A 19,438-nucleotide genomic window follows, 5' to 3' on the forward strand; every position below is an offset into this window, starting at 1 on the left:
GGAAGTGACACTCACCGATGTTCGTTGACATGCCCGAGGCCGACCTCGCTGCCTATCGCAGCGCGCAGACCGCCCCAGCCGACTTCGATGAGTTCTGGCGTCGCACGCTGCAGGAAGCGCGTGACGCGGCATCCGCCCCGACCCTCACTCTCGTCGATACAGGGCTGAGCACCATCGACACCTACGATGTGACCTTCTCGGGCTTCGCCGGGCAGCCGGTCCGGGCGTGGCTGCGGGTGCCGCACCACGCTGCGGGACCGCTGCCAGCCGTCGTCGAATACGTGGGGTACGGGGGCGGACGCGGCCACGTGCACGAGAACCTCATGTGGGCATCCGCCGGGTTCGCGCATCTGCTGATGGACACGCGCGGGCAGGGCTCGGGGTGGTCGACCGGCGACACCCCCGATCCCGAGGGCACGGGGCCGCAGGGCAGCGGCATGATGACGCGCGGCATCGACAGCCCCGAGACGTACTATTACCGCCGCGTCTTCACCGACGCTGTGCGCGCTCTCGAGACAGCGCGCGCACTCGAGATGACGGATGCTGCCCGCACGGTGATCACCGGCGGCAGCCAGGGCGGCGGCATCACGATCGCCGTCGCGGGGCTGGTCCCCGATCTCGCGGCCGCCGCCCCCTACGTGCCGTTCCTGTGCGACTTTCCGCGCGCGACCGTGATCACCGACAATGATCCGTACAAGGAGATCGGCCGCTACCTCGCCGTGCACCGCGACAAAGTCGCGCGTGTGCACGAGGTGCTCTCGTACTTCGACGGTGTGAACTTCGCGCGCCGCGCCACGGCTCCCACACTGTTTTCGGCGAGCCTCATGGATCCGACGTGCCCGCCATCAACGATCTACGGTGCGTTCAACGAATGGCAGACCGCTGATCCCCGGCAGAAGCGCATGACGCTGTGGCAGTACAACGGCCACGAGGGCGGCGGGCCGCTCGACCGCCAGTATGCGCTTGAGTTCTTCCGCGAGGTGCTCGAGTAGTTTCAGAGCAGCGGCACAGCTACCGGACGCCCAACAATCCCCCGAGATACTCACGTGTTCTGCTCGCGGCGAGCGCAGAGGATCGCGTCATGCGTGTGATTCGTGGCTCGCTGCGCCCCGCTGTCTCTGAGACGCTTTTCGTCGACAGAGATTGTCCAACCAGGCCCGAGCAGCGCCGCGACATCACCCGGCTGGCAGTAGCGCTGCGGGTCGAACCCGACGCTTGTCGTGAGGTCATTGATGTCGTGCGTAACGAAAAGGAAGACGCCGCTGGGACGCACGGCCCTTAGATGAGTGAGTCCGATTGGCCGTGAACGGTGTGGAGGCTGTTAATCGGTAGCGGAGGGCGCCAGCCCCAATGCGTGAATACCGGACTCAACACACTGCTGGTCACACTTAACGTCCATCTCGATGACCGGGTCCTGCCCGCGATCGGCTTCACCTGCGATCGCCACCCGGCCGCAAGCCTGCGCTGCACGATATCGAGCTGCTGTGCCTACTCGTCCCGAAGTATTTGCATACCGATGGGAAGCTCGCCGAATGCCAGACAACTTTGATGACGTTCTCGACGCCATCGGTCCGCAAGGACAGCGCTTTCACCTCAGAGCGGAAAGCCAGAACTGAGGACGGGGAACAATCAGTGCGAACGGGCGGGGGCCGCCGAGTCCTACCCGCCCCTACCGGGTTCCTGGCTCGGGGACTCGAGGAACGGATAGTCAGTAAAACCGCGATGATCACCGCCAAAGAACGTACGAGGATCCACAGCGGTGAAGGGACCCCCGGCTGTTAGGCGAGCGGGGGTGTCAGGATTGGCGATGAAGAGCGCTCCGTAGGCGATGAGGTCTGCCGTCCCATCCTCAATAAGTGCGAGCTCGGTTGGCCCGGTCGATCGACCCTCCGTGAAGGGGTTCAGAATGAACGTTCCTGGCCAGTGCTGACGCAGCCTCACAGTGAGGGGACGCAGATCACGCGACTCCATGAGGTGAATGTACGCCAGGTTCATCGGGGAAAGAGCAGCGATGAGCATGTCGTAGGTGTTGTCCAGATCGTTCTCAACGATGTCGTGGAGCGTGTTTCCCGGTGAGAGGCGGATGCCGGTTCGCTCAGCACCGATTGCATCGGCGATTGCCGATGTGACATCGACGGCAAACCGGATCCGCCGCTCGGAGGTTCCTCCCCATCCGTCCTCGCGCAAGTTGACGTTTGTCGAAAGGAACTGGTGCACGAGGTATCCGTTGGCCCCGTGTATCTCTACTCCGTCGAATCCGGCAGCTATCGCGTTTCTTGCCGCTGTGGCGAAGTCTGCGATCGTCTCGGATATCTCGTCCTCAGTGAGCGCGTGCGGAACGGGCAATGGTGTCCGTCCCGCACGCGAGTGGATGGTTCCTGCCGCTGCGACCTCGGACGGCGCCACGTGCTGCATTCCTCGTGGCAACACGTCGGGATCACCGAACCTGCCCGAGTGCATGAGCTGCGCGAAAATCCTCCCGCCTCTCGCATGAACAGCGCCGGTGACCGAGCGCCACGCGTGGACCTGTGCCACGGAATGCAATCCCGGCGTGTCCGCCACGCCTTGACCAGACACGGAAGGCTGCACGCCCTCACTGACAATGAGTCCTGCACTCGCCCGCTGTGCATAGTACTCAGCGTTCAGCGCACTGACCGTCGCGTCGCGCCCGTGTGCGCGGGCGCGCGTCATCGGCGCCATCACAATTCGATTCTTGAGGGTGATGCCCGCGAGACTGTACGGCTTCAACGCGGTATTCATGGGGTCTCCTGACCGGTTTTCTCATCGTTCCATCCCAGTTCTCGACCGATCGCGTGAACAGCAGCGAGCTGCCGCGTATTGAAGTCGACACCAAGCTGGCTCGGGATCGTGACGAGAACGGTGTCGGCGGCGGCGAGCGCGACATCGTCGCGCAGTCGATTGACGAGATCTTCCGGAGAACCAATGTAGGAACCGCCGTACCGAAATGCAGTTCCGTCGAGAATCCCTGCACCGTCACGGTCTTCAGGCCCTGTTCCGAAATAGAAGCGACTTTCGTCGTCGACGATCGGGACGATACTGCGAATGACGGTGATTCTGGGGCGCCACGGCCAGCCGTACGAGCGCCATGCGTTCGTGAAAGCGTCGATCTGCTCCGCCTGAAGTGCGCTGAATGAGGTGACGGCGTCATCGATGATGACCGTCGAACTCATCAGCCCCATTCCATTCTCGGCCGCCCAAACCGCCGTGTCTCGGTTGCCCGCACCCCAGGAAATTCGCTCATGTACCGTGGGCGATTGCGGGCTGACCGGCAAAAGATCTCTTGTGATGCTCTGCTCCGGGTTGGGTGCCGCAATACCCACGCCACGCACCGCAGCGAGCGCCTGCCGTGTATGCTCACGAGCCATCTCCCCCGCCTCTTTGCCCGGCGCCGGGGCATGCCCAAAATGTTGATATCCCCGGTCCGCTGCTTCAGGAGAACCGCGGCCGATACCCAGATGAACGCGTCCACCGGCAATCAGATCAAGGGAAGCGGCCTGCTCAGCAAAGTAGAGCGGTGATTCATACCGCATATCGTGGTTGCAACGCCCGTTCACGTAAGCTTGGTTGCATGGTCGAACTGGTAGCGCTGAGGAAGACGAACGAGGTGGCCGCGTACGTCCGCGCCTCCATGGACCGCAAGGGCGACCGCTGGACGGTCGATACGCAGCTGAGGAAGATCAGGGCGCTGGCCGAGGCCAAGGACTGGAACGTCGTCGAGGTCTACGAGGACAACGCGGTGTCGGCGACGAAGAAGCGCCGCGCTGGCACCCGGTGGGCCGAGATGCTGGACGACGCCCGCGCGGGCCGGTTCTCGATGGTGGTCGCCGTGGACATGGACCGGCTCCTGCGCAGCACGAAGGACCTGAACACGCTGATCGACCTCGGTCTGCGCGTCGTCACCGTGGACGGCGAGATCGATCTCTCGACGGCGGACGGCGAGTTCCGGGCGACGATGCTCGCCGCTCTCGCCCGGTTCGAGGCGCGTCGCAAGGCCGAGCGACAGATCAGGTCGAACGAGCGCCGACGTGCCGAGGGCATCCCCACGTCCGCCTGGAAGGCGTTCGGATGGTCGAGGGAGGGTGAGCTGATCGAGGAAGAGGCCGACGCGGTTCGGCGGGCCTTCGACGCGTTCCTCGGCGAGCCGTCGCTGTCGATCCGGCGCATCCGCGAGGACCTGAACAGCGCTGGTCACCTCACCGCCCGCGGCTCGGAATTCTCCGTCGATGCCGTGCGCTACCTGCTCGCGAACCCGCTTTACTGTGGCTACATCAAGCACTACGCATCCGGCGAGCTGTACCCGGTGCAGGGCGAGGCGTTCCCGCCCATCGTCAGCGAGCAGACGTGGCGGACCGCGGTGGCGAAGCTGGAGGACAACGTGCGGAGGTCGGCCAGGCAGGGCAACCAGCCGAAATACCTCCTGTCGACGATCGGGCTGTGCGGGAAGTGCGGTGCGACGCTCGTCTCGGGGACGAACAGCCGCAAGCAGCCGACGTATCGCTGCGGCGAGCAGTTCCACCTCACTCGCCAACGCGAGCCCGTCGATGCGATGGTCACCGAGGCAGTGCTCACCCGCCTGTCGTCGGTGGACGTGCACGACCTCGTGATGCCGCAGGAGGACGACGGGCCGGACCGCGAGGAACTGCTGACCGAGCGGAACGCCCTGGTCGAGCGCGTAAAGGAGCTGAGCCCGCTGCTGCGCGACATCCATCAGCCGGTCCTGGAGATCACCGCGGCGATCAACGACGTGAAGGTCCGCATCGACGAGATCGACGCGGAGCTGCTCGACCGCTCGGCATCCGTGGCGGCGAAGCTGCTGGCAGACGTGGAGGAGGCGGTCGGCACCGCGGAGCGTCGCGAGGTTGTCGAGTCGAAGTGGAAGGCGTTGGACATAGACCGCCGCCGGATGCTCGTGGACGAGCTGGTGACTGTGACCATCGAGCCCATCGCGCCCGGTCACGTGAAGTTCGACCCCGACCTCATTCGCATAGAGCCGCGTCGCGACTGACTCATGAGTCAACTCGTCATTGCAATGGTGAGTCGACTCGTGGGAGAGTGGTTGCAGACAAGAAGATCCCACCGGGGCCGCGACTTAGAAGCGCGGGGTTCTGCTCCCGGATGAGTAGCCGGTCAAACAGCCCAACTACCGTGGCGGGGAACCGGAAGATACTCATATCTGAGGACTTCCGATGTCTGTCGTTATCGACGTTCCCCGCGCATCCGCGCTTGACTGCCCTGCTCTCGATCAGGACTCGTCTCCCGTTCCGCATGCTGATGGGCTCGATCCCGTCATCGCCGCCGCCCGCGCCGCCGGTCGCCGAGCCGGTGAGCGCCTGGCTCTCACTCCGCTGACGCCGCGACAGCGCGCCGCCGTCGCCGCCGTGATGGGCGGTGGTCGCTGATGAGCGCGAACTCCGCCGCCTTCGATCACCTGACCAGCTTCCGCTGGCGACAGGGCGACCCGTCCCTCGCCGATGGCGAGGCCCAGCTCTACGACCTCGGCGTGCTCCGCTCCGTGCTGGAGGAGGCCGTCGAGATCGCCGTCGCCGACGCCCGCGCCGACGGGGTGACCTGGGCCAGGATCGGCGACGCCCTCGGCGTCACGCATCAGGCTGTCATCAAGCGCTACGGCCGGGGCGGTGGTCGCTGATGCACGCCGACGCACGCAACCTCAGCACCGCACCCGCCGACCTGACCCCGCCCGGAGGGCCTGGCCTGGCACCCGCCGAAGGCGGGCTGCCCATCGCCGTGATGACGGTCCGCAGCCGTGCTTCGCACTCCAAGAGTTTCGGGGGCCTCATTCGTTCCTACGGGCGCGGCAAGGGCTTGTCGATTGCCGCGCCTTGCAACAACGCGCCTGGTCAGAAGCCGATTCCGTCTTCGCTGCGTCGCGTCGCCTCGCGGGTTCATTTGAGGTCTCATTTGGGGGTCAATAGGGGGTCATTTAGGCGCCGCACCCCCTCTGCGGCCCTCCACGCCGCCTGCGACGGGGGTGGTCGCCGTGGCTAAGCAGGAGAACAACCCGACGAGCATCGGGCTCACGCAGTACCTCGATCCGTCGTACTGGACCTGGGCTGCCGAGGACCCGAACGGGGCCGCGCTGCTCGAGCAGGGAGCCGGGGCGATCCTCGCCTACGTCGCGCAGCGGCTCGAGGCCATCGGCTGCGAGGTCATCGAGGCCTACGGAATCGTGCACGACAAGGATGAGCGCGAGGTCTGGAGCGACACGGAGAAGGCTCTGGTGGTCGAGCCGAAGCCCGATCACCTGCACGCGGTCATCAAGTTCGCCAGCCGTGCGAAGAGCGCGCCGCTGGATCGGCTCGCGTTCGGCATCGGCGTCGAGCCCCAGTACGTCGAGAAGCCGGGCCGCGGTCGGTACGCCTTCGACAACATGCTGTCGTACCTGACTCACGTGAAGTATGCGGACAAGCATCAGTACGCGCCGTCGGAGGTCGCCACGGTGCGCGGGCCGGACTACCTCGGGATCGACGCCCAGCGCCGGGAGACCTGGCTCAAGGGGCGCGCCCACGTGAAGAAGAAGGTCGTCGCGGAGAACTTCGAGGACATGCGGGAGCGGGTGCTGCAGGGCGAAATCACGCGGGATCAGATCATGCTCACGGACGAACTGTTCGACATCTACTCGCGGCATCAGCGGGAGATCGACGACGCGCTGTCGGCCTACGGCCAGCGCCGCGCGTACCGGGCGGCCGCGAAGCTGCGCGCCGGTGCCTTCTCGACGCACGTGGTGTTCGTCCACGGGGATGCCGGGATCGGCAAGACTCGGTTCGCAACGGATTTCATCACCGAGGCGATTAGCGCGGCCAATGCACATGGCGAGCGGTGGCAGGTCTACCGTGCCGCGACGGGGAACCCATTGGATGACTGGCGGGGCGAGGAGGTGCTGCTGCTGGACGATCTGCGGGCCTCGGCGATGGACGCGAACGATTGGCTGCTGCTGCTCGATCCGTATAACGCCTCGCCTGCGAAGGCTCGGTACAAGAACAAGGGCGAGGTGGCTCCGCGCCTCATCGTGATTACGGCGACGATCGAGCCGGTCGAGTTCTTCTACTACGCCCGCCAGAAGGGCAACGTGGACGAGGCGCTGGACCAGTTCATCCGCCGCCTGGCGTCGGTCGTGAAGGTCTACCGCGCCGACGACATCAACCGCTACCTCGTGCAGCACATCGGGAAGATCGAGCCCTACGAGTGGCACCAGTGCAGCATCCCGACCGCCGCGCACACGCCCGGCATGTACGGCAACGCGTACCACCAGAACGCCGGGTCGCGGGAACTGACGTACGGTCCGGAGACCTCGGCGGAACACGACGCGGACGGTGCGGTCGCGGAGCTGCTCAGCGGGCTCGCGGTGCGAAGTCCGGACGTGCCGCTGGCGCTGATCGAAGGTGCCGCATGAGCACCGATCAGCATTCGCTCTTCCAGGGGGTCGAGGGGGCCGGAGGCCCCTCGCAAGCAGGGCTGGAGGACACGAGCGTCAGCGATGTGTCCGACAGGCCTACTGCTTGCCACTCTGGCGTACAGGTGGAGCAGCAGACCGACTCCCAGGTGAACACCGGTCGGGCTGATGCGGAGGCTGTGCGTCAGAGTCACGGCGGCGCGAAGCGTCGTCGTGGGGGCCGCGCGAAGCTCGATACCGACTTCGGGGAGGAGACGCTCGCGGCGCTTCGCACTCGTGCGAAGCGGCTCGGGCTGGCTCCGAGCACGTGGGTGCGGACCGTCGTACGCGATGCCCTCCACGCCTCCCGCTCGGAGGAGTTGGACGCCGCCGTGGCGGCGCACCTGCTCGGGGTCGAGGCGCGTGTGCAGGCGTCGGCGGACGCTCGTGAGCTGGCTGCCCAGGTGCGCCCGCTGGCGATCAACGTCAACGACTTGGATCGCCGCGCGCGCGCCGGTGAGGCGGTGGCGCTGTCGTCGGAGGTGCCCGAGCTGATCGAGCTGCTGCGCGAGGTCCGCGCCTTGCTCGGGGATCGGACGGCCGCATGAGCACCACCCACTACAGCCCGAGCACCAGCGCCGCCGACACCGAGCGCTATATCCGCGGGAAGGAGGACGAGCGGGGCGTCGCGATCACGTGCGAAGTGCCGGGAGGCCCTGGCGCATTCTCGGCGCGCGCACGGGCGCTCACGCAGAACACCACGCGCGAGGTCGAGGCGCTGCATTACCGGCAGTCTTTCAGCGACGAGGAGTTCGACCCGAAGAACCCGGAGCACGTGCAGCGGGTGAACGATCTCGGCTATCAGCTCGCGAAGAGGATGCACCCCGACTCGGACTGCCTCGTGGTCAGTCACGTGGATGGCCGGGGCAGAAAGCCGCATAACCACATCTTGGTCATCAATCACAGCAACCGGACCGGAAAGGCGCTCTCGGACTACCGGACGTTCCACGATCGCAAGGCCGGGAACCAGCGGGGCGTGCAGTCGGCGAACGACGAGCTGATGCGAGAGCACGGGCTCTCGGTCGTGAAGCGGCTGGAGCACGCGCCGAAGGACTGGGAGCTGCGCCGCGAGGACTTCGCGGAGGGCGGGCTCGACCGCGAGATGGGTGACCGGATGAGCGCCGCACTGGCCGACCCCCGCGTGGTGGACAAGGCCGGTCTCGAAGCGGTGATCGAGGAGCAGAACCAGCAGCTCGACGACGCCGGGGAACGTGTGCCGAGGATGCGGCTGCACAGCCCCGTCAGCAAGAAGGGCAAGCGCGCCGGGCAGGAGACCTGGACGCTCTACATCGAGGACCGCCGCGGCGAGTCCGGCCGCGCCGATCGCCGCAAACGCGCGAGCGCGCTCTCGGCGGACTTCACCCCGGAGGGCGCGCAGGCGTTCTTCGACTACCACCAGCAGCAGAAGGAGCAGGAACATGAGCGCAGCGCTCGACAGGCTGAAGCAGCAGAACGGGCCCGTGCAGTCGCCGCAGCCGCTCGGCAGTCCGGAGACGATGGAGCTGTTGACCTCGATCCTCGCCGCCGTCGAGGCGCAGAATACGAGGATTGCCACGCTGACCGAGCAGCAGAAGAAGCTCGCGGGGTTCGTGAAGGTCATGGACGAGGAGACGACGAGGCGGCTGGAGCGGATCACGACCCCGGCGTCGACCTCCTCGCCCTCCAGCGACGTGTCCGCGAGGATCGCGAGTATCGAGAGCAGGCAGAACGAGATCGCGAGCACGCTCGGCGAGTTCGCGCAGAGTCTCAACGGCGAGAGCTTGAACGCCGCGTCGCGAACCTTGGTCGCGGAGGCGCAGAAGAATCGCGCGGCTACGGCCTCGGCGATTGAGGGTCTGAAGGTGCAGGCCACAACGAACCAGAAGCTTGTGAGCCAGGTCGGCGGCGAGGTGCAGCGGATCGAGAAGCGTACTGAGGAGCGGGTCGAGAAGGCCGTCGAGCAGGTCGCCGGGGAGGCCTCGGCCACGATGACCGCGAACCTCGACGCCTCGAACGAGCGCGCCGAGCGGATCATGGCGGCGACGGCGAAGCTCGAAGCGCGTCAGCTCTGGTCGGCCGCCGCTGCGATGTGCCTCGCCCTGCTGCCGGTGGTCGTGGTCGTCGCCGGGCTCTGGATGGGCATCGCCGGTCTCATCACGGGCGCTCAGTGGGCGCTCGACGTGGACGGGCGCATCTGGCTCGGCATCGGGCGCTGGCTCGTGGTCTCCGTGGGTCTCGCCGGGGCCGGCTACGGGCTCTTCGCGTCCGTCCGCTCGGCCGCCGGTCTCGTGGAGACGTGGAAGGGTCGCGGGGTGCCGAAGTGGCCGAGGTGGCGATGATGGCTGGATCCGCTCGAGCTACCGGTTCCGATCAGCGGTCGAAGGATTTTCGCAGCAGCCGGTCCTGCGGCCTCGGTGCCGCCGCCCTAACCTGACGAGCATCCCCGCCGTGACGGCCATCACGACGGCGATCCCGGCACCGATGATCCAGGGGTTACCGAGGAGCCCACCGACGCCCGCGAGTGCTCCGCCCGCCGCGATGAGCGGCAGGCCGCAACAGAGCAGCAACGGAAGCGCGCAGCATGCCAGCAAGAGCAGTCCGGTCCCTGCAGCGACGACGGGACCGGCGCGCCGTTCGTCGCGGTCCTGATCGGCGCTCATCGTCTGCACCTCTTCAGGATGAGATCTCCCCGATTGCCTGCGTTGCCGGTCATGCGCAGCACGACAGCAGCGACGGGTCGGTGGTGAAGGCCTTCGCGGCGATCCGGATGCCCTCGGCCATCGTCAGGTAGGGAGCCCAGGCGTCGGCGATCTCGGCGACGGTCTTGCCGAGCACGTGGACACCGGCGGCGGCGAGCTCTCCGGCGTCCTTGGCGACGGCGGTCAGGCCGAGGATCTCGTTCGTGTCGGCGTTCACGACGATCTTGATGAACCCGCGGGTGTCGCGGTTGACCAGCGCGCGGGGCACGTGGTGCAGCGGCAGGACGCGGCAATCGCAGCGGATCCCCGCAGCAAGCACTTCCTTCTCGGTCATCCCGACCGCTCCGATCGCGGGCCCGGTGAACGTCACCCGCGGCAGGCGGGAATAGTCGACGGCACGATCGGCGTCGGCGAACGCGTTCTCGGCGACGAGGGTGCCGTGGTGGGCGGCGACGTAGACGAACTCGGGGTGCCCGGTCACGTCGCCCGCGGCCCAGATCCGCGGGTTCGAGGACCGCAGCCGGTCGGAGACGACCACCTCGCCGGAGTCCCCGGTCTTCACCCCGACCGCATCGAGGTTCAGGCCATCGGTGACGGGACGGCGTCCGAGGGCGACGAGCACCTGCTCGGCGCGGAACTCCTGCGAGTCGCCGGACACGTCGGCGGTCACGACGGCCTCGCCTCCCGTGCCGCGGGAGACCCGGGTGGGCACCACGCGGCGGACGACGCGGATGCCTTCGTCGGCGAACGTCTCCTGAAGCGCCTTGGACACCTCCGGCTCCTCCTTCGAGGAGAGCCGGGACCGCACCAGCAGCGTGACCCGCGAGCCGAGGCGAGCGAACAGCTGCGCCTGCTCCAGGGCGACGTAGCCGCCGCCGAGCACCAGCAACGACTCAGGAACCTCAGCGAGTTCCATTGCCGTGGTCGAGGTCAGGTACCCGGTCTCCTCCAGGCCGTCGATCGGCGGAGCCCACGGGCGAGAACCAGTCGCGACCAGGAAGTGGTCGGCCTCGATGGTCTCGACCGTCCCGTCGCCGGCGATGATCTCCAGTACCGGGGCGTCTGGGCCGCCGGCGAACGATGCATCGCCGCGGCGGACCTGCCAGCCGTAGGAGTCGGCGACGTCGGCGTACTTCTCGCCGCGCAGCGACTCGACCAGCGCCTGCTTCCCGGCGATCAGCGCAGGCATGTCCACTGTCTCAGCCGTCGCCGCGATCCCCGGGAACCGGCCTGAAGCGTCGGCGGCGACGTGACGGGCGTCGGCAGCGGCGATGAGGGCCTTCGACGGCACGCAGCCGGTGTTCACGCAGGTGCCGCCGAGCGTCCCGCGCTCGATCATCACCACCGACTTGCCGAGCGTGGTCGCACGGATGGCGGCGGCGAATGCTCCGCCTCCGGATCCGATGATGGCGAGGTCGTACTTGGTAGGCATCGCTGCTCCTGTCAGTCCTTGGCTTTCTGCTCTGTCTCAGCCATACTGGACCTTCCAGTGCAGGGGAAGGTCAAGCCTGCTCCTGCCGAACGATCGGAGGCCGCGATGCGCATCGGAGAACTCGCCGAACGCGCGGGCACCACGGCGAAGACGCTCCGCTTCTACGAGGGGCAGGGGCTGCTTCCGCCGGCCGAGCGCACGCAGTCCGGCTATCGCGACTACGCACCCGAGACGGTCGCCCGGATCGACTTCGTCCACCGCGGCCAGGCCGCGGGCCTCACCCTCGCCCAGATCCGCCAGATCCTCGACATCCGCGACGGCGGCCATGCGCCCTGCGAGCACGTGCGCGACCTGCTTGACGTGCGCCTCGCTGAGATCGAGCAGCAGATCGCGCAGCTCTCCGTGCTGCGCGACACTATCGCGGACCTCAGACAGGACGCCGCGCACCCGGACCCTGAAACGTGCAGCACCGATCAAGTGTGTAGGTACTTGTAGACGACGGTAGCCAATGACTCCAACGCTACAACCCCGATATGCGCTAACGCATATCGATGACGCCGGTTCCCACCTCCAGATGCGTCGTACGGGCGGCGATTGCAGCGAGGAGAGGGAATGGTGAGGACTGCTGCTTCGCAAAATGATGAACGCGGAAATACGCCCTATCGATACCGACCTCGTCCGCGGCTACCGCGATCTCGACGGCTTGGGTGAGAGAGTCTGCCGCTGATCGAACGCGGGATCCGACACCGCGATTCCAGAACCCGAACGAGAGAAACCCAATATTCTTCATGTCGCTCCATCCCTTTTTGTGACGCTACTTGAATGTTCAAGTACACGATACGATGCAGTACTTGAATGTTCAAGTTGCACCTGGCAGGATGCTTGCAGGAGGATCATGACCCGGAGACAAGCGTTGAGCGCCGATGAAGAAGCTGCGTGGACCAATTTGCACCTGATCTCGCAGTGCTTACCTGCGGTTATGAACCAGCAGCTCCGCCGAGACGCGGGCCTCGGGCACTATGACTACGCAGTGCTTCTGACCTTGTACCGCACTTCGGAGCACACGGCGCCGTTGATCGACCTCAGCGCCATCACATCCGGTTCATATTCTCGGCTCTCGCACACGATCAGTCGGCTCGAGGAGCGCGGTCTGGTCACTCGTGAACGTCGAGGCGCCAACCGTTACGCTTCGCTCACTGAGGAGGGGCGCCGTACGTTCATTTCGGCAGCGTCTGCCCACGTCAGTGAGATTCGGAAGCGGGTGCTCAACCATGTTCCGGCCGACAAGATCGCCGATCTCGCTGAGCTTCTGCACCCCATCGCTGAGCAGCTGCGCGCCGCAACTCCGCGAGAATAGTCTGCACAGGGGCACAACGCCATGCATAGGTGCGCGCGAGACAGCGGCCAGCTGAGGCATGTTCACCGTGCAGTACTGCCCATGGACGATCTGTCTGCCTGACTTTTACGCTGTTCACATGGTTCCGACTCCAGCCGCGATGTCATACGGCACGGCACTCTCACGCAACGAGCTGTTCTCTTCGCCTGGGCTGCAGCGTGATGTTCCCCGGATCTTAGATTCTGAAGAAGAAGTGCTTCTCGCACTTCCCGGGGTCGCAGGAAGGTACCCGCTCGTCATGATCGCCACGGCGCAGAGGCTCCTTGTGGCACAGGTCACGGGCGGCGTCAAAGGCGTGCGGCTCAAGAAAGAAGCCAGCGCACGCTCCATCACCGGCATCAGCTACAGACCCGGACTCTTCACCCGGGTGAGGGTGCACTCCAGTGAGACCCACGACATCAGGATGGTGCCCAATCGCAAGGTCGACGCCGAGCGATTCACGCGAGAGTTCGACTCGCTGCTGCGCACGGGGCACCTTCCCCGCTGATCCACGGCAAAGCCGCATGACGCTGTAGCAGTACAACGATCACGGGGGGCGGCAGGCCGCTCGACCGCCAGTATGCGCTCGAGTTCCTCCGCGAGATACTCGGGTAGACCTGCTCAACGCTGTGGCACAGCATCCGGACGCTCGACGGTGCTCTCGATCTCGACGACTCGGTGCTCGTGACCTGCACGCAGGATCGCGTCCATCACATCGAGTACGTGAAACGCCAGGTCTCCGGATGCTCGATGTGGACGGTCCTGCGTGATCGCGTCCGCGATGTCGACGATGCCGATGCCACGCCCACCGTCGCGGAATCCCGCCGCGTCGGCCAGCGGCATCCATTCTCTGCTCTCGGGCGTCCACACCTCGCCGACGTGTGAGAAGTGGTTCGGATCAGGAACGGATATCGTTCCCGCCGTTCCGTACACCTCAAACAGCGGCGCGCGCGTTGCCCAGACGTCGAAACTCACTGTCAGAGTCGTCGTCACTCCCGACGCGTGCTCGAGCAGGGCGCTGACGTGCGTATCGACCTCCACGGGAACGGGCTGCCCGGCGAGCGCTCCCTTCGCCACGGTCCGTTCTCGCAATGACCGAGTCGCCGTTCCCGACACTCGCGTCACCGCGCCGAAGAGCGTGACCAGGCTCGTCAGGTAGTACGGGCCCATGTCGAACAGCGGACCTCCCCCAGGCTGGTAATAGAACGCCGGCGCCGGGTGCCAGAGTTCGTGCCCCGGAGCACTCCAGTGCACGGATGCTGCCACAGGAGAGCCGATCATCCCGGCATCCAGAGCGTGTCGCGCCGACTGCACACCCGTGCCCAGAACCGTGTCGGGAGCACAGCCGATGCGCAGCCCCTTCTCCCGGGCAAGGTCGAGAAGCGGCGACGCCTCGGCCGGAGTCAGCGCGAGCGGCTTCTCTCCGTAGACGTGTTTTCCGGCTTCGAGCGCCCGACGGGCGATCTCGGCGTGAGCGGCCGGGATCGTGAGGTTGAGCACAAGGTCGATGTCGGGGTCGGCGAGCAGTTCGTCAACGCTCAGTGCACGCACGCCGCGCTCGGTGGCGACACCATCCGCCCGTGCTTCATCGACGTCGGCGACGGCGACGATCCGCGCATTCTCATGTTTCGGAAGCTCGGCAAAGTACTGCGCGCTAATGTTTCCGACGCCGATGACGCCGATCGCGAGCGTCTTCGGCTCGTGCATGCTGCTCCCCTGCTGGCTGGTTTCCTGCTCTCTGCTGCCCTGCTGTTGACTGCCCCGCTGTGTGATTCCCTGCGAGTCGCTTCTCACCGTGCTGCCCACAGCAGGCCCCTCTCGACGATCGTGCGCACGTTCGGATCGTCAAGCACATCGAGGCGGTGTCCCGCCGTGCAGACGAAAATGCGGCCCGCGCCCCACTGTCGCGTCCACACCGTCGGAGTGGTGACCGGCGCGTTCCACGCATCGAAGTCACGCGCGGCGACCGTCGTCGTGGCGAGCACGTCGTTGTAGCTGTCGGAGAGCACCCAGTACTGCTCGGTAGTGAGCTCGAAGTCGTCGAGCCCTGCCACGATCGGGTGCTCGGCTCGCTCGGGAACGATGTTCACGGTGTGCGTCACGTAATTGTCGGCCTGTTCGCCCGCAAGCTGATCCTTAGGTGCCTTCGCTGCGTGGTGCGCGAACTGCCCGCCAACCATGTGCAGGTAATCGGCGCTGTTCCGATAGGAGTCGGCGATGCCGCCGTGCCATCCGCCGAGCCCAGTGCCGGCGCGGACAGCGGCGATCAGCCCCGCCAGCTCATCGTCAGCGATGGTGTTCATGGTGTTCGTCTGCACGATCAGGTCGACGGATGCCAGGTAGTCGGCCTCCGTGTAGACCTGCGTGGACTCTTCCACCCGCACGTCGAAGTCGTTGTTCTCGAGGAACGGGATGACGCTGTTCGTCGTCTCGACGGGCTGATGCCCGTCCCATCCTCCGCGCACGATCAGTGCCCGTCTGCGGTTGCTGCTCATTGTCGTTGTGTCTACTTCCCTGTATGCGTTGTCGTGTGCGAGCTACTTTTTCCGTGAGAATGCGGCGTCGAACGCAGCATCCGGTGGGCTGATCTTCGCGAGTGTGCGCACGAACTCAAGAGCCTCTGACCCGCCAACGAGGCGATCCATGCCGGCGTCTTCCCATTCCACGCTTGTGGGGCCCTCGTACCCGATCGCGTTGAGTGCTCGGAAGATCGGCCCCCACGGCACGTCCCCGTGGCCTGTCGACACGAAGTCCCACCCGCGCCGCGGGTCACCCCACGGCAGGTGCGAGCCGAGTCGTCCGTTGCGACCGCCGGTGAGCTGCACGACAGACTCCTTGCAGTGCACGTGATAGACCTTCGGCGCGAAGTCGAGGAGGAATGTCACGGGGTCTACCTGCTGCCATACGAAATGGCTCGGGTCGAAGTTGAAGCCGAATGAATCACGGTCGCCGATGGCTTCGAGGGCACGCTTCGCCGTCCAGTAGTCATACGCGATCTCAGAGGGGTGCACCTCGAGAGCGAATCGCACGCCGACCTCGTCGAAGACGTCAAGGATCGGGTTCCATCGGTCGGCGAAGTCCTTGTAGCCGGCATCGATCATGCCGTCGGGTACGGGCGGGAAGCCCGCGACGGTCTTCCAGATCGCCGAACCGCTGAAGCCGGTCACCACGTCAACGCCGAGGGCAGCGGCCGCCCGCGCGGTGGTCTTCATCTCGTCAGCGGCGCGTTGCCGAACGCCCTCGGCGTCTCCGTCGCCCCAGACGTGAGCCGGCAGAATCGCCTCGTGCCGCTCGTCGATCGGGTCGTCGCACACGGCCTGCCCGACGAGGTGGTTCGAAATCGCAAACACTTTAAGTCCGTTGCGGCTCAGGATCTCTTGCCTGTCGCGCACGTAGTCGGGGTCGGATGCTGCGCGGCGAACATCGAGATGGTCACCCCAGCTCGCGATCTCAAGGCCGTCGTAACCCCATTCGCCCGCGAGGCGTGCGACCTCCTCGAACGGCAGGTCGGCCCACTGGCCCGTGAATAATGTGATCGGACGCGTCATTGCGCTCCTCCTTCTGTGCGATCTGTCTCGAGCGCCTGCCACTGCGAATCGCTGCTCGCGCTGCGCTCGACGGCGTGCAGAACCTGCTGCACCTGCGCGGCTTCGGCGAACGACGGGCTCGGCTGTCTGCCTGCGGCGATGTCGGTCACGAGGTCGACTACCTGATGCGTGAAACCGTGCTCGTAGCCCAGCCCATGCCCGGTCGGCCACCAGTTGCCGACGTAGGGATGCTCCGGCTCCGTGACGATGATGCGGCGAAAGCCGATGGCCTCGGCGTCGTCGCGGGAGTCGTAGTAGTTCAGAACGTTCGACTCCTCGAAGTCGAACGAGACGGAGCCCAGGCTCCCGTTGATCTCGAGTCGCATCGCGTTCTTCCGGCCGAGTGCATACCGCGTCGCCTCAAATATGCCAATCGCGCCGCCAGAGAAGCTGGCGCTGAAGAGTGCCGCATCGTCAACGGTGACCGGCCCCTTCTCGGCGTTCGCCGCGTCGCCGTGCCCGCCGAGTCCCACGAAGTCGCCGCCGACGGGGCGCTCGTCCACAAACGTGTGCGTCAGCGCTGAGACTCCCTCGATGCGCTGCCCTGTGACCCACTGCGCCAGGTCGATGCTGTGCGCACCGATATCGCCGAGCGCACCGCTCCCCGCCTTCTCACGATCGAGCCGCCACGTCAGCGGCGCGTTCTCGTCGCTCAGCCAGTCTTGCAGGTATTGGGCACGAACATGGCGGATGCTGCCGAGCCGCCCCTCGTCCACGAATCTCTTCGCGAGTGTCAACGCCGGTGTGCGCCGGTACGTGAAGCCGCACATCGCGAGCGCTCCCCGCAGGGCTGCTGCCTCTGCGGCATCCGCCATCTGCTCAGCTTCGGCGACGGAATTGGCGAGCGGCTTCTCGCACAGCACGTGCTTTCCCGCGGCGAGCGCGGCGGTCGCGATCTCCTCGTGAGTATTGCCCGGCGTGCAGATGTCGATCACATCGATGTCGTCGCGCGCGATGAGTTCTCGCCAGTCCGTCTCGACGGATGCCCAGCCCATGCGCTCGGCTGCTTCGGTTGCCGCCTCGACGTTGCGCCCACAGATCGCTGTGAGTTCCGGTGTCAGCGGAAGGTCGAAGAAGCGATGAGCCGTGCGCCACGCGTGTGAGTGTGCGGCCCCCATGAACGCGTAGCCGACCATGCCCACGCGCAATCGTTGTTTGATCACCTGTTCTCCCATCATTTTCCGAATCCTGCGGTGAGCCCACTCACGAGCTGGCGACGTCCCAAAGCGTAAAGAACAACGATCGGAAGCGCCGAAAGCGTGACCGCAGCGAGCACTGCAGGAATGTTTATCTGAAACTCACCTTGGTATGCCCACAGCGAAAGGGGAAGTACCCGCTTGTCTGCACTTTGAGTCAGAACGAGTGGAAAGAGGAAGCCGTTCCACACGTTGAGGCCATCATAGATCGCGACTGTGATGATCGCAGGCTTCGCCAGTGGCACGACAAGACTTCGTAGCATCCGCCAATCACCTGCACCGTCCATGTGCATGGATTCGAAGAGCTCACTGGGAATGTCTCTCATGAAATTCACGAGGATGAGCACAGTGATGGGAATGGCGAACGCAATCGACGGCAGAATCAGCGCAAGCAGACTGTCGTATAACCGAAGCTGCGTAATCATGTAGTAGATCGGGATGATCGTCGCCTGAAGCGGGATAGCAATGCCCAGGAGGATGAGCGCGAACGAGTTCTTCGCAAACTTCGTTCTACTGCGAACGACGTAGTACGCGGCCATGACACACACGATGAGTACCACAGCGACGGTCGACGCTGTCACAATCACGCTGTTCATGAAATAGAGGGCGAAATCGTTCTGCAAAACCGTGATGTACGCGCCAAGCGTGGGTTCGGCGGGTGGAAGCAGCGCATTCTCGCTGAAGAACGAGGACTGCTCTCGGATGCTGGTGACCACCACGTAGTAGATCGGCACGATGATGATCGCGAGCCAGACCCATCCGAGTAGACCGCCAATGATGTTTGGACGAGTTCTGACCGCGCTCATGCGCCCTCCATCTGACTTTCCATCCGGTTCGCGCCACTCATCCGATTGAGAACGAGCGACAAGGTCAACCCGACGACGACAAGGATCACGGCGATGACACTGGCGCGGCCCATATCGAAGCTGCGGAACCCAACGAGGTACATGTCAAGGGGAAGGATGCGCGTTGCATTGCCGGGGCCGCCCGCGGTGAGCACGTAGATCAGATCGAAGTACGTGAGCGAACCGACGAGCATGAGAGTCGATGACGTCACGATCGTGTATCGCAGCTGTGGGATCGTGATCGACCAGAACCTTGTCCACACACTGGCCCCGTCGATCATTGCGGCTTCGTATAGGCTCGCCGGGATCTGCTTGACTCCGGCCTGGTAGAGCAGCGTATGGAACGGGATGAAGCTCCACGCGATCACGAAAAGCACGACGCCGAGCGCGAGCTGCGGATCGCCGAGCCAGTTCTGCGCAAGGGCATCGATTCCCAGTGCGCTCCCGAGGCCGAAATTCGGATCAAGGAGTGATTTGAAAGCGATGGCAACGGCTGCCGCCGAGAAGACGAGCGGGAGAAAGTAGAGCACAGCGAGCACGGCCCGATAACGCTGCTGGCCCGCCGTGAATACCCCGAGCAGAAGACTGATCGGTGCCTGGATGAGCCAGCTTCCGACCATCACCACGAAGCTGAGCCAGGCTGCGTTGCCGGTCTCGGGCGAAGTGAGCGTGCGGAGCCAATTATCGATTCCCGCCCACGTGGGTGTCCCGAGGCCATCCCAGCTCATAAAGCTCAGCGCAAGCACGCCGATCAACGGAATCAGGGCGAAGGCGGCAAAGAACGCGAGAGCGGGAATGACCATCACGGGACTCGGTCCGTGACGTACGCGCGTCGCTGGCCGAGCGGCTCCACC

21 protein-coding genes and 2 pseudogenes are annotated in these 19,438 nt (G+C 65.3%); 11 read left to right on the forward strand and 12 right to left on the reverse strand.

Annotated features, from left to right (window positions below; genetic code table 11):
* Positions 1–17 precede the first annotated feature (17 nt).
* Entirely contained in the window at positions 18–992 is a 975-nt protein-coding gene (locus OK352_RS10720) for an acetylxylan esterase (RefSeq protein ID WP_265141460.1), read from the forward strand.
* 50 nt (positions 993–1,042) lie between these two features.
* Here the strand turns inward: OK352_RS10720 and OK352_RS10725 are convergent, their stop codons facing one another.
* From OK352_RS10725 to OK352_RS10735, 3 genes are all read right to left on the reverse strand, one after another.
* On the reverse strand, positions 1,043–1,273 hold the full coding sequence (locus OK352_RS10725; RefSeq protein WP_265141461.1) for a hypothetical protein: 231 nt from the start codon (positions 1,271–1,273) through the stop codon (positions 1,043–1,045).
* Positions 1,274–1,659: 386 nt separating this feature from the next.
* The gene (locus OK352_RS10730) at positions 1,660–2,760 is read right to left on the reverse strand and encodes an alkene reductase (RefSeq protein WP_265141462.1); all 1,101 of its coding nucleotides are present in this window, start codon (positions 2,758–2,760) and stop codon (positions 1,660–1,662) included.
* A complete protein-coding gene (locus OK352_RS10735) occupies positions 2,757–3,551 on the reverse strand; it encodes an LLM class flavin-dependent oxidoreductase (RefSeq protein ID WP_265141463.1) in 795 nt (264 codons plus the stop codon). The genes OK352_RS10730 and OK352_RS10735 overlap by 4 nt, the downstream gene beginning before the upstream one ends.
* A gap of 38 nt (positions 3,552–3,589) precedes the next feature.
* On the opposite strand from OK352_RS10735, the gene OK352_RS10740 reads away from it, so the two are divergent.
* The 7 genes and pseudogenes from OK352_RS10740 (at position 3,590) to OK352_RS10770 (ending at position 9,789) form a co-directional block, all read left to right on the forward strand.
* A complete protein-coding gene (locus OK352_RS10740) occupies positions 3,590–5,026 on the forward strand; it encodes a recombinase family protein (RefSeq protein ID WP_265141464.1) in 1,437 nt (478 codons plus the stop codon).
* Between the two features lie 181 nt (positions 5,027–5,207).
* Positions 5,208–5,420 carry a hypothetical protein gene (locus OK352_RS10745; RefSeq protein WP_006215449.1) on the forward strand — a complete coding sequence of 71 codons (213 nt, stop codon included), beginning with the start codon at positions 5,208–5,210 and terminating at the stop codon, positions 5,418–5,420.
* Positions 5,420–5,668 carry a hypothetical protein gene (locus OK352_RS10750; RefSeq protein ID WP_006215448.1) on the forward strand — a complete coding sequence of 83 codons (249 nt, stop codon included), beginning with the start codon at positions 5,420–5,422 and terminating at the stop codon, positions 5,666–5,668. The genes OK352_RS10745 and OK352_RS10750 overlap by 1 nt, the downstream gene beginning before the upstream one ends.
* A 342-nt stretch (positions 5,669–6,010) precedes the next feature.
* On the forward strand, positions 6,011–7,432 hold the full coding sequence (locus tag OK352_RS10755; protein ID WP_040004150.1) for a Rep family protein: 1,422 nt from the start codon (positions 6,011–6,013) through the stop codon (positions 7,430–7,432).
* The gene (locus OK352_RS10760) at positions 7,429–8,019 is read left to right on the forward strand and encodes a hypothetical protein (RefSeq protein ID WP_006358982.1); all 591 of its coding nucleotides are present in this window, start codon (positions 7,429–7,431) and stop codon (positions 8,017–8,019) included. The genes OK352_RS10755 and OK352_RS10760 overlap by 4 nt, the downstream gene beginning before the upstream one ends.
* Positions 8,016–8,477: pseudogene (locus tag OK352_RS10765) on the forward strand (relaxase/mobilization nuclease domain-containing protein); the annotation flags it as partial. The gene OK352_RS10760 and the pseudogene OK352_RS10765, both read left to right, overlap by 4 nt.
* A gap of 412 nt (positions 8,478–8,889) precedes the next feature.
* Positions 8,890–9,789 (forward strand): hypothetical protein, encoded by a 900-nt coding sequence (locus OK352_RS10770; protein ID WP_306387791.1) that lies wholly within the window; start codon positions 8,890–8,892, stop codon positions 9,787–9,789.
* Positions 9,790–9,807: 18 nt separating this feature from the next.
* On the opposite strand, the gene OK352_RS10775 is transcribed toward OK352_RS10770, so the two are convergent.
* Positions 9,808–10,110, reverse strand: a complete 303-nt coding sequence (locus OK352_RS10775; protein ID WP_265141466.1) for a hypothetical protein — start codon at positions 10,108–10,110, stop codon at positions 9,808–9,810.
* A 49-nt stretch (positions 10,111–10,159) separates the two neighbouring features.
* Positions 10,160–11,581: a mercury(II) reductase gene (merA, locus tag OK352_RS10780; RefSeq protein ID WP_265141467.1), complete on the reverse strand. Its 1,422-nt coding sequence runs from the start codon at positions 11,579–11,581 to the stop codon at positions 10,160–10,162.
* A gap of 105 nt (positions 11,582–11,686) precedes the next feature.
* Here merA and OK352_RS10785 point away from each other — a divergent pair, with 105 nt between their 5' ends.
* Positions 11,687–12,076, forward strand: a complete 390-nt coding sequence (locus OK352_RS10785; RefSeq protein WP_006215441.1) for a heavy metal-responsive transcriptional regulator — start codon at positions 11,687–11,689, stop codon at positions 12,074–12,076.
* Between the two features lie 46 nt (positions 12,077–12,122).
* Here the strand turns inward: OK352_RS10785 and OK352_RS10790 are convergent.
* Positions 12,123–12,371: pseudogene (locus tag OK352_RS10790) on the reverse strand (LLM class flavin-dependent oxidoreductase); the annotation flags it as partial.
* Between the two features lie 189 nt (positions 12,372–12,560).
* Here OK352_RS10790 and OK352_RS10795 point away from each other — a divergent pair.
* Positions 12,561–12,938, forward strand: a complete 378-nt coding sequence (locus tag OK352_RS10795) for a MarR family winged helix-turn-helix transcriptional regulator (RefSeq protein WP_265141468.1) — start codon at positions 12,561–12,563, stop codon at positions 12,936–12,938.
* Positions 12,939–13,056: 118 nt separating this feature from the next.
* Entirely contained in the window at positions 13,057–13,464 is a 408-nt protein-coding gene (locus OK352_RS10800) for a hypothetical protein (RefSeq protein WP_265141469.1), read from the forward strand.
* A gap of 113 nt (positions 13,465–13,577) precedes the next feature.
* Here OK352_RS10800 and OK352_RS10805 read toward each other — a convergent pair whose 3' ends face one another.
* The 6 genes from OK352_RS10805 to OK352_RS10830 all read right to left on the reverse strand — a co-directional run bounded on the left by OK352_RS10805 (position 13,578) and on the right by OK352_RS10830 (position 19,387).
* Positions 13,578–14,663 (reverse strand): Gfo/Idh/MocA family protein, encoded by a 1,086-nt coding sequence (locus tag OK352_RS10805; RefSeq protein WP_265141470.1) that lies wholly within the window; start codon positions 14,661–14,663, stop codon positions 13,578–13,580.
* 83 nt (positions 14,664–14,746) lie between these two features.
* Positions 14,747–15,451 (reverse strand): ThuA domain-containing protein, encoded by a 705-nt coding sequence (locus OK352_RS10810; protein WP_265141471.1) that lies wholly within the window; start codon positions 15,449–15,451, stop codon positions 14,747–14,749.
* Positions 15,452–15,493: 42 nt separating this feature from the next.
* Entirely contained in the window at positions 15,494–16,504 is a 1,011-nt protein-coding gene (locus OK352_RS10815) for a sugar phosphate isomerase/epimerase family protein (protein WP_265141472.1), read from the reverse strand.
* The gene (locus OK352_RS10820; protein ID WP_265141473.1) at positions 16,501–17,721 is read right to left on the reverse strand and encodes a Gfo/Idh/MocA family protein; all 1,221 of its coding nucleotides are present in this window, start codon (positions 17,719–17,721) and stop codon (positions 16,501–16,503) included. The genes OK352_RS10815 and OK352_RS10820 overlap by 4 nt, the downstream gene beginning before the upstream one ends.
* Positions 17,718–18,545, reverse strand: coding sequence for a carbohydrate ABC transporter permease (locus OK352_RS10825; RefSeq protein ID WP_265141474.1), 828 nt, complete (start codon positions 18,543–18,545; stop codon positions 17,718–17,720). Before OK352_RS10825 ends, OK352_RS10820 begins: the two co-directional genes overlap by 4 nt.
* On the reverse strand, positions 18,542–19,387 hold the full coding sequence (locus tag OK352_RS10830) for a carbohydrate ABC transporter permease (RefSeq protein ID WP_265141475.1): 846 nt from the start codon (positions 19,385–19,387) through the stop codon (positions 18,542–18,544). The genes OK352_RS10825 and OK352_RS10830 overlap by 4 nt, the downstream gene beginning before the upstream one ends.
* Positions 19,388–19,438: the final 51 nt, after the last annotated feature.

Source organism: Microbacterium sp. MPKO10 (assembly GCF_026107415.2).
Classification (GTDB): domain Bacteria; phylum Actinomycetota; class Actinomycetes; order Actinomycetales; family Microbacteriaceae; genus Paramicrobacterium.

What these genes read in the sequence shown, in the direction of transcription:
- OK352_RS10825 (WP_265141474.1), bottom strand. Translation starts at nt 18,545, where the DNA reads ATGAGCGCGGTCAGAACTCGTCCAAACATCATTGGCGGTCTACTCGGA.
- OK352_RS10800 (WP_265141469.1), top strand. Translation starts at nt 13,057, where the DNA reads ATGGTTCCGACTCCAGCCGCGATGTCATACGGCACGGCACTCTCACGC.
- OK352_RS10775 (WP_265141466.1), bottom strand. Translation starts at nt 10,110, where the DNA reads ATGAGCGCCGATCAGGACCGCGACGAACGGCGCGCCGGTCCCGTCGTC.
- OK352_RS10805 (WP_265141470.1), bottom strand. Translation starts at nt 14,663, where the DNA reads ATGCACGAGCCGAAGACGCTCGCGATCGGCGTCATCGGCGTCGGAAAC.
- OK352_RS10740 (WP_265141464.1), top strand. Translation starts at nt 3,590, where the DNA reads ATGGTCGAACTGGTAGCGCTGAGGAAGACGAACGAGGTGGCCGCGTAC.
- OK352_RS10830 (WP_265141475.1), bottom strand. Translation starts at nt 19,387, where the DNA reads ATGGTCATTCCCGCTCTCGCGTTCTTTGCCGCCTTCGCCCTGATTCCG.
- OK352_RS10750 (WP_006215448.1), top strand. Translation starts at nt 5,420, where the DNA reads ATGAGCGCGAACTCCGCCGCCTTCGATCACCTGACCAGCTTCCGCTGG.
- OK352_RS10745 (WP_006215449.1), top strand. Translation starts at nt 5,208, where the DNA reads ATGTCTGTCGTTATCGACGTTCCCCGCGCATCCGCGCTTGACTGCCCT.
- merA (WP_265141467.1), bottom strand. Translation starts at nt 11,581, where the DNA reads ATGCCTACCAAGTACGACCTCGCCATCATCGGATCCGGAGGCGGAGCA.
- OK352_RS10785 (WP_006215441.1), top strand. Translation starts at nt 11,687, where the DNA reads ATGCGCATCGGAGAACTCGCCGAACGCGCGGGCACCACGGCGAAGACG.
- OK352_RS10815 (WP_265141472.1), bottom strand. Translation starts at nt 16,504, where the DNA reads ATGACGCGTCCGATCACATTATTCACGGGCCAGTGGGCCGACCTGCCG.
- OK352_RS10730 (WP_265141462.1), bottom strand. Translation starts at nt 2,760, where the DNA reads ATGAATACCGCGTTGAAGCCGTACAGTCTCGCGGGCATCACCCTCAAG.
- OK352_RS10735 (WP_265141463.1), bottom strand. Translation starts at nt 3,551, where the DNA reads ATGCGGTATGAATCACCGCTCTACTTTGCTGAGCAGGCCGCTTCCCTT.
- OK352_RS10760 (WP_006358982.1), top strand. Translation starts at nt 7,429, where the DNA reads ATGAGCACCGATCAGCATTCGCTCTTCCAGGGGGTCGAGGGGGCCGGA.
- OK352_RS10820 (WP_265141473.1), bottom strand. Translation starts at nt 17,721, where the DNA reads ATGATGGGAGAACAGGTGATCAAACAACGATTGCGCGTGGGCATGGTC.
- OK352_RS10720 (WP_265141460.1), top strand. Translation starts at nt 18, where the DNA reads ATGTTCGTTGACATGCCCGAGGCCGACCTCGCTGCCTATCGCAGCGCG.
- OK352_RS10770 (WP_306387791.1), top strand. Translation starts at nt 8,890, where the DNA reads ATGAGCGCAGCGCTCGACAGGCTGAAGCAGCAGAACGGGCCCGTGCAG.
- OK352_RS10795 (WP_265141468.1), top strand. Translation starts at nt 12,561, where the DNA reads ATGAACCAGCAGCTCCGCCGAGACGCGGGCCTCGGGCACTATGACTAC.
- OK352_RS10810 (WP_265141471.1), bottom strand. Translation starts at nt 15,451, where the DNA reads ATGAGCAGCAACCGCAGACGGGCACTGATCGTGCGCGGAGGATGGGAC.